Here is a 1,778-nt window from a genome sequence, read left to right as displayed (position 1 = left end):
ACCGACTCAGGCGCCGCTGGCGAAGGCCTTCGGATACGCGTTACGCCACTGGCAGGCGCTCGTTCGTTACACTGAGAGCGGCATCCTGTTGCCAGACAACAATGCGCTGGAACGACAGATTCGCCCGATTGCCCTGGGAAGGGCGAATTGGACCATCGCGGGCTCGCCACGTGGCGCCCAAGCCGCTGCTACGATGTACTCCCTTCTCTGCACGGCGCGCCTGAACGGCTTTGAGCCGTATGCGTGGCTCAAGGATACGCTCGAGAAGCTGCCGTCGCATCCTGTCAACCGCGTGCATGAACTGCTGCCGCTCGCCCGTTAAACGTCTTCACATTTATGGACATTCTTGACTCGCTTCGGCAGGCGCCCAGCGCCGAGTTGTATCGTCTTTATCTGGCCATCGGCAAAATGCTCGACGACCCTCGACGCATCCTCGAAGTGCGTCAGCGTCTGCACCTTGGCATGGCCGTCAGCTATATCGGCGACAACCCGTTAGGGCCGCCGTCTCAAGGCACCATCGCGGAGCTCCGCCACACGCAAGCTGTCGTTCAAGATAGCGCGAGTCGACGCCACTGGGCGATCCCGTACGCGGCGATCGTTCCCGACAGCGCTGCCCCCATTCATCCTGAACCGGCACCGCCGCCGCGCGCAAAACGCGAAGAGTTCTTCATCGGCGACACGGTCGGGTTCACGGACAAACACCTAAACGAACGCGTTGGCACAATCGTCAGACTGAATTCGAAGACTGCGTCGATCGCGGTGTCAGACTCGGACGGACACTGGCGCGTTTCCTATGGCTTGCTGCGCCATATCATCGATCTGTAGTCCAAATCGACGTGAATATCAAACGACATCATGGCCAAGACAAAACTCAACGCGGAACGTGAACATCGCATCGAGATGGAAATCGTTGTCGACGCTTATACCGAGGAAGAGTGTGCGATGTCGTGGTACTGCTATCTGGAAGAACAGCTCTCGTTCCCATTCACGGCCAGCGTTCGCAAGCCAATGGACTCGTCGCCGCTGCCCACGGGCGAACACGTCTGCGTCACCAGACTCGTTCATGAAGACCTGTGTCGGGTTGGAATCTTCGTCTGGGTTCGGTGGAAAGAACGCGACGTGGTGGCGCCCCTGGCTCAGATCGCTCCGTTGAGCGGCGACAAGCCGACTCGAGTCGCGGTCGCGGACTGGCACTATTGGCATGACCAAGACCGCTCATTCTGAGACCCAGAAAGCCTTGCCTACCCCCGCCTCGTCCTGATCTGACCCAGCAATGCTCGTCTCGCACTATCTTCCAGCCGGAACGGGTTACGCTGACGGATACTATTTGTAAGCTCGATTTCCGGGTTCGGCCAGGAAGAGACGGTCAATGGGTTATTGCGAAGGGCCGATGATTGTTGAGTTAGCGGCCGTTCGATAATTCGGCGACGGAGCGGTCAACCGGCGGGGATGTTCCGATCAATTACCGCAAACTGCCGAAGCACGACAATGCTGGCTCTACCCTGCGGAGCGTCACCGGATCCAGTTGCGGGTCTCCGTCTTTTGAGGTGACGTCACCGGCGTGCTGCTTTGACTAATGAAGCGGTTCTAATCGGCACGATAGCCTTGCGTCGACCCGGTTGCCGAGCAAAGCGGCCAAGGCTGTGTCATTTACCTGCCGGCGCGATGTCAGCCGGTTTGTCGTTGTTACGCGGCGCTACTCGCCATACAGCGTTGCCGACGTCGTCAGCCACGAGCAAGGCCCCATGCGCGTCCAGTGCGACGCCAACGGGTCGACC

The 1,778-nt window shown here is 59.4% G+C and carries 3 protein-coding genes and 1 pseudogene; 3 read left to right on the top strand and 1 reads right to left on the bottom strand.

Annotation, left to right across the window (positions count from 1 at the left end):
• The 3 genes from AWB81_RS42630 to AWB81_RS42620 all read left to right on the top strand — a co-directional run.
• Positions 1-322, top strand: a 322-nt coding sequence (locus AWB81_RS42630; protein WP_144444383.1) for an IS66 family transposase, incomplete at its 5' end; no start/stop codon positions are given.
• Positions 323-378: 56 nt separating this feature from the next.
• The gene (locus tag AWB81_RS42625; RefSeq protein ID WP_235026250.1) at positions 379-825 is read left to right on the top strand and encodes a hypothetical protein; all 447 of its coding nucleotides are present in this window, start codon (positions 379-381) and stop codon (positions 823-825) included.
• Between the two features lie 30 nt (positions 826-855).
• Positions 856-1,224 (top strand): calcium-binding protein, encoded by a 369-nt coding sequence (locus AWB81_RS42620; RefSeq protein WP_062644570.1) that lies wholly within the window; start codon positions 856-858, stop codon positions 1,222-1,224.
• A gap of 422 nt (positions 1,225-1,646) precedes the next feature.
• On the opposite strand, the pseudogene AWB81_RS48115 reads toward AWB81_RS42620, so the two are convergent.
• Positions 1,647-1,778: pseudogene (locus AWB81_RS48115) on the bottom strand (sorbosone dehydrogenase family protein); the annotation flags it as partial.

It is taken from the genome of Caballeronia arationis (genome assembly GCF_001544975.2).
In the GTDB taxonomy this organism is placed as follows: domain Bacteria; phylum Pseudomonadota; class Gammaproteobacteria; order Burkholderiales; family Burkholderiaceae; genus Caballeronia; species Caballeronia arationis.
The sequence above is the reverse complement of the archived record's forward strand: the minus strand, read 5'-3'. Positions and strand labels throughout refer to the sequence as shown.